This window comes from Wolbachia endosymbiont of Mansonella ozzardi, from assembly GCF_020278625.1.
Taxonomy (GTDB): domain Bacteria; phylum Pseudomonadota; class Alphaproteobacteria; order Rickettsiales; family Anaplasmataceae; genus Wolbachia.
The window spans coordinates 1-6375 of sequence record NZ_JADAKK010000061.1; the positions used below are offsets into that span (position 1 = coordinate 1).

Sequence of the window (6375 nt, forward strand, 5' to 3'; positions counted from 1 at the left end):
TGGCTACATGAATTTATCATAAATTATCACCGCATAAGTTGCTGTGCAACAAAGCTACTGGGATCCAGTTTTCCATAGAATGCTATACTTTAACATAACTTTTATGCTCATCTACTTGATAAAATTCCTAGATTCCAGCGTTACGGGCTGGAATGACAGATCTATGGGTGCATCCAAGTAGCTGGCACTAGGATCTATAATATTACTTTAGCAATAAATATTTAAGAAATTTACCAAATGAGAAAAAAAGGCAAAAGAAACCCCTTTAGCTAGTTATTCACTATTTATCTTTTAATTTGTCATTTTTTTATTGTCTTAGACGCTTTTATAAATGCATTTTAGCTTGTATTAAGTAAAAACCTTGAAAGCTAGACGTGAGGTGCAAATAGTGCAAAAAATTAAACAACAGTACGCCAAATACATTGAGTTTTTTTGTTGTCTTTCCTGTACGGACTGAAGATAAACAATAGCTTCAGTGCTATAACAAGGGTAATGGCGAAAGTTGTCAGGTAGTTTTTTCGTTTCTATTGGATGACATTATAACTTTTATAGGGAGAGGCCGGGACCGGAATTGAACCGGTATAAAAGGATTTGCAGTCCTCCGCATAAGCCATTCTGCCACCCAGCCGTGTGTTTTTTACGTATAGATATTCATGATATCTTTTAGCATAGATAAAGCTTCTTCTCTTTTTCGCTGAAAGGTGTTGCGCCCAATGATTGAACCACTACCACCTCCTTGCTTAATTTCTTTTGCCTCATTGCGTATGTCATTCATCGACTTCGACTCGCCACCAGAAAAAACTATTATTCTTTTTCCTGCAAAGCAAGATTTCTTGACATATTCAATTCTTTTGAATAACGACTCAATATTTTTCGCTTCTATTTTTTCTTTTTCCAATTGGTTAGTAGGGAGTTTTACTTTTATTATGTTAGCACCAAGCAAAGCTGCTACGTGCGCAGCGTAAGCAATAACATCAACTGCTGTTTCACCTTCTTTGGAAATTCCCTCACCTCGTGGGTAAGACCATAGCACTACTGCAAGCCCGTAGGACTTAGCCTCAGCTATGATTTCACGAGCCTCTTCTATCATATCAAAACACTTAGCAGAACCAGGATATATGGTAAATCCAACGGCTGTGCAGCCCAAACGCAGCGCATCTTTCACAGAGGCGGTTATTGCCTGATCAGAAGTTAGACTTTTTGAATGCAAAGAATTGGAGCTATTAAGTTTTAGAATAAGTGGAAGCGTTCCAGCATAAGTTGAAGCGCCAGCTTCAATCATGCCAAGTGGAGCAGCATACGCACTTACTCCTGAGTCAAGCGCAAGTTGAAAATGATAATGTGGGTCATAAGCATCAGGATTAACTTCAAAGCTTTTTATTGGCCCGTGTTCAAATCCTTGGTCTACAGGAAGAATCACCAATTTGCCAGTGCCACCAAGCTTTCCATGCATGAGAATACGGGTGAGGTTTGCTTTTACCCCAGGGCTTTCACTTTCGTAGTAGCTTAGAATTTGCTTTACTTTATCGCTTATTATCACTATAACTCAAATTAGATTTAAGTTATAAATTGTAACAAAGATGAAACTCAATACAAGAATTTTAAGTTATACCAAAAGCAATTTTATTTTCTTTTTTATCCATGTAAATTCCCAGCTTTTTTCCTTTAATTAGTCGACGTTTCAGTATTTCTTCAGCTAAGTGACTTTTTATTTCCTTCTCGACCAGTCTCTCTATTGGGCGTGCCCCCATTTCCTTGCAGTAACCTGTTTGTGCAAGATAGAACCTTACTTCATTTTCTACTAAACAGCTTATGCCTTTCTGTGTGAGTTGTTTTCTCAGCTCCTGAATGAATTTATCCACAATATACAAAATCACATCCGTATTTAAGTCAGAAAAGGAAATAACTGCATCAAGACGATTACGAAATTCAGGGCTAAAAACCCGTTCTATTGCTTTTTCGCTATCACTGATGTTAAAATTTTTGTGTCCAAAGCCAATAGAGCTTTTGCTGCGTTCAAACGCTCCTGCATTGGTTGTCATGATCAAGATAACATTGGAAAAGTTAACTTTACGTCCGTAGGTGTCTGTAATGCACCCATAATCCATGATTTGTAGCAATATGTTGTAAATATCACTATGAGCTTTTTCAATTTCATCAAGAAGCACGACACTATATTGATTATTAGAAACAGCTTCTGTAAGCAATCCACCTTGATCGTAGCCTATATATCCAGGAGGAGAGCCAATTATTCTTGATATTGTATGAGGTTCCATATATTCAGACATATCAAAGCGTATGAGATTCATACCCATACTTTTTGCTAACTGTTTTGCAAGTTCAGTTTTGCCAACACCAGTTGGCCCTGCAAAAAGATAGTTTGCTAGGGGTTTATTATAATTTCTCAATCCAGATTTAGCAATTTTAATAGAACCGATGAGAGATTCTATTGCTTGCTCTTGACCAAAAATGACCTTTTTGAGGTTGTCTTTTAAAGATTGTACTCTTTGTATATCATCAAATTCAGACCTACAAGGTGCGCCTGTAATTCTAGTGATGGTGTCCTTAATATCTCTACTACTCACAATTTTATGTCTATTTTTTATTAATCTACAGTATGCTCCTGCTGTATCTAAAATGTTAATGTCTTTACCAGGTGATTTCTGTTCAGGAATACATTCACGTAGAATTTTAACCATAGCCTTAATAGCGCGTCCTGAGTAGTGTACTTTGTGGTATTCTTCATAGTAAGGCTTTACGCCATTTACCATTTTTATTGTTTCATTGACAGAAGGCTCTTTCACATTAATTTTTTGAAATCTTCTTGCTAGTGCTTTATCTTTTTCAAAGCTATTGCTGTATTCTTTGTATGTAGTTGCACCTATGCAACGTAATGTACCTCTTGCAAGTGCGAGCTTAAGCAGATTACCAGCATCGAGAAAACTACCACTTGTTGAACCAGCCCCAATGATGGTGTGTATTTCATCAATGAAAAGAATAGAGCCTGGCTTTGCCTCGATTGCTTTCGTTATGGATTTCATTCTTCCTTCAAAGTCGCCTCTATAACGGGTCCCGGCAAGGAGTGCTCCTAAATCTAAAGCATAAATTGTACTAGACCTGAGCGCACTGGGAACACTGCCTTCGATTATTTTTAACACCAAACCCTCAACTATCGTTGTTTTGCCAACACCTGGATCTCCTACATATAAAGGATTGTTTTCCCTACGCCTCAATAATATCTCTATAGTTCGACTTAATTCATAATCACGACCAACAACACAGTCTATTTTTTTGCTTTTTGCGTAATCATTTAAGTTTTTACAGTAACTTTGTAAAACTTCTTCGTCTTTTAATAACTCACCTTTATTTACTGTAGTGAAGATATTATTATTTTTGTCAAGCTTTACTTTATGATTAGTAGCGCATTTGTCTGTATCGCCTAAGTATTTCATATTAGATATATGGTAGATTAAGTTAGAATCTTTTGCATTTTGCTTTTGTAATAGGTCTTCAATATAGAAATTCTGTTCAGATAAAATTTCTACTAGGACATTTGCTCCATTTATTTCCTTTTTTCCTAAGCTATGAGCTCGTATTATGGACCTATGTATTATGCATTGAAACAGCGGATTAGGCTTAACTTCATTGACAACCAATTCAGGATTATCTTCAGAAAAACCTTTTTCATAACCATCAGCATTACACCTTGATAAGATGCTGTCTATATTTATGATTTCATCAGCTCTGATGTTACATCTTGATAAAACGTAATTTACATCTATGTCTTTGGTTAACGCTAGCAATAAGTGTTCTACTTTTGCATATTTAAGGCTAAAGTTGGAAGCAATCAGCAATGCTCTATTTAAACTTGCCTCTAGATTTTTAGAAATCATCTTCTGCTCTCTTTAAAAATAGGAACTTCATGTAATTAATAGAACACAATTATTAAAAAATAGGTATCTCTGCATAACAAACCAGTTTCTACCATCGCATTGGATTCAAAAAAAACGAAAAAACTACTTTATAACCTTCGCTAGCGCCCTTAGTTATAGTATTGTGGGTATTTTAGGTCTAAAATTTATCTTTAATCTTTGTATTAAGTGACAAAAGCATAGCATAAGACAAGGCGTGTTATGTTTTATTTTTGCAGCATGGATACTGCGTGTCTTTATAAATTTTTGTCTACATTAACTAAGCCTTGCTTATTAAGTGGTGTATAGGGAGAACCAGACGCCAAATTTTTGATAGAATAGTAAACAACTCACGTTGCGGAATTTCTTTTGCCTTTTTTTCTTAGTAAGCTTCTTAAATTTTATAGCTAAAGTAATTTAAGAGTACACAAAAAACGTCAATATTTAAAATAATTGCCTTTTTCTAGGTTATGTGAAAAGTCTAATTCCTCTTTATCTTAAAAACATTTTCAGTAAAAGCACCACGTTAATCAATGTTATAAAAGATTTAATCATTTACTTTCTTTTTAAACATACATAAAATAAAAATGTACTATTATTATAACAAAGTTAGGTATATTAGTTGATATTTAAGCGCAGTGAGATAGAGTATTACTGTAGGTTTTATGGTCATATTGTAATCAGTATGGGACTAGTGCGATTCGAACGCACGGCCTTCGGATTAGGAATCCAACGCTCTATCCTACTGAGCTATAGTCCCGTGTTTTCTATTATCTGCGTAAGATCATAGCAAAAAATCTCGTATTTTTCTAGATCTCTGCATCATCAATTTATAATAGCAAAAAACATTTCTGTATATTTCTTGAGTATAATGCTATTATATTTAATAACATGGTTTAAATTGATGCTAGTTAACGACATTAGTTATTCTTATAACAATCAAGACGATTTTGCTTTAAGCAACATAAATATTGAAGTAAAGAGAGGAAATGTCGCATGTCTACTAGGGCATTCAGGTTGCGGCAAGTCAACGATTTTGAAATTAATTGCGGGAATAGAAAATCCAAAATCTGGCACCATTTTTATAAATGATAGGCTAGTTGTAAGTAGCCACACATCAATTGCAATAGAGCATAGGAATGTCGGATTGATTTTTCAACATTCTGCTCTATTTCCTCACAAAACAGTAGTAGAAAATATAACTTTTGCTATTCGCAGCTCTTCCAAAAAAGCAAAGTATTTCACTGCATTGGAAATTTTGAAGCTATTAAATATAGAAAAATATGAAAATATGTATCCTAATGCCCTATCGGGAGGGCAGCAACAATTAGTTGCAATAGCAAGAGTAATAGCACAAAATCCTGATGTTGTGTTGCTCGATGAGCCATTTTCTAACTTAGATATACTATCAAAGTGCCGAATAAGACATCATATATTGTCCCTTTTTAGAAGTAAAAATATCCCTGTGTTAATGGTAACTCACGATCCGCAAGAAGCATTAAAAGTCGCAGATTTGATCTATGTAATGAAAAGCGGTAAAATTATCCAATCAGGAGTTTCCAGTGATATATATCATAGTCCTAAAGATCATACGCTAGCAAAGTTCTTTAGTGAGTTCTCTTCTACTTTACTTTTAGGTGATGAGCTTCCGTTTGATGGTATGTTTGCTGTAAGAAAATAATCTAGTCTGCAATTATTATAAAATGGAACCAAACACTAAAAAATTTTGATCTATAACTAAATAAGGTGATATAATTCATGTGTTACTTGACTTTAGTCAGGTTTCATTTTCTAAGAGTTAATATTTTAAATGGAGGTACAAATGAGCTTAGGACCATGGCAATTGTTTCTAGTCTTAATAATAATCTTAGTTCTGTTTGGTGCGGGTAAGTTGCCGCAAGTTATGGATGATCTAGGAAAAGGTATTAAAAACCTTAAACAAGGACTCAAGGACTCAGAGAAACTATCATCTAACGAGCCGGATCGTTAGCGTCTTCATACTTTATGACACGTACTTTAGTGCGTGTCATTTATTTAAAAACTTGAACTAGCTAAAGAATAGATTGAAATACTGCAGTAATTATGTTAGTTAGAAGGGATCGTTTTGTTAAAGGATGATTGTGCAAAAAAGTGGGAAATTAGCTGGAAATAAAAAATTAGCTTCTGATATTCTAAAAGAGGTTACAGGCACTGACAACGCCAATAGTGATAAAGTAACACTGTTTGACATAAAAACAGCTTTGCATGAGCGCGGTTTTGGTGTTTTAATAATTATCTTCTCTTTACCGCTATCAGTACCTATACCGGTTCCACCTGGCTATACAACTATACTTTCTATACCTCTAATCCTATTCTCACTGCAGCTTATGTTGGGGTTTGATTCTCCTTGGATGCCTCACTGGTTGGAAAGAAAGTCTTTTCAACGTTCAACACTATCTCTTGTGGTAGAAAAAACTTCTCCTGC

The 6375-nt window shown here is 34.9% G+C and carries 5 protein-coding genes and 2 tRNA genes; 3 read left to right on the forward strand and 4 right to left on the reverse strand.

Annotated elements, in window-relative coordinates; genetic code table 11:
- Nucleotides 1–556 precede the first annotated feature (556 nt).
- The 4 genes from IHO40_RS05130 to IHO40_RS05145 form a co-directional block, all read right to left on the reverse strand.
- A tRNA-Cys gene (locus IHO40_RS05130) sits at nucleotides 557–628 on the reverse strand.
- A gap of 9 nt (nucleotides 629–637) precedes the next feature.
- Nucleotides 638–1534 (reverse strand): class I fructose-bisphosphate aldolase, encoded by an 897-nt coding sequence (locus tag IHO40_RS05135; RefSeq protein WP_225537073.1) that lies wholly within the window; start codon nucleotides 1532–1534, stop codon nucleotides 638–640.
- A gap of 67 nt (nucleotides 1535–1601) precedes the next feature.
- Nucleotides 1602–3893: an AAA family ATPase gene (locus IHO40_RS05140; RefSeq protein ID WP_225537070.1), complete on the reverse strand. Its 2292-nt coding sequence runs from the start codon at nucleotides 3891–3893 to the stop codon at nucleotides 1602–1604.
- A gap of 704 nt (nucleotides 3894–4597) precedes the next feature.
- A tRNA-Arg gene (locus IHO40_RS05145) sits at nucleotides 4598–4671 on the reverse strand.
- A gap of 144 nt (nucleotides 4672–4815) precedes the next feature.
- On the opposite strand from IHO40_RS05145, the gene IHO40_RS05150 reads away from it, so the two are divergent.
- The 3 genes from IHO40_RS05150 to IHO40_RS05160 form a co-directional block, all read left to right on the forward strand.
- Nucleotides 4816–5592, forward strand: a complete 777-nt coding sequence (locus tag IHO40_RS05150) for an ABC transporter ATP-binding protein (RefSeq protein WP_225537071.1) — start codon at nucleotides 4816–4818, stop codon at nucleotides 5590–5592.
- Nucleotides 5593–5733: 141 nt separating this feature from the next.
- Nucleotides 5734–5901, forward strand: a complete 168-nt coding sequence (tatA, locus tag IHO40_RS05155) for a twin-arginine translocase TatA (RefSeq protein WP_225537072.1) — start codon at nucleotides 5734–5736, stop codon at nucleotides 5899–5901.
- A gap of 130 nt (nucleotides 5902–6031) precedes the next feature.
- Nucleotides 6032–6375, forward strand: a 344-nt coding sequence (locus IHO40_RS05160) for an exopolysaccharide biosynthesis protein (RefSeq protein ID WP_225537074.1), incomplete at its 3' end; no start/stop codon positions are given.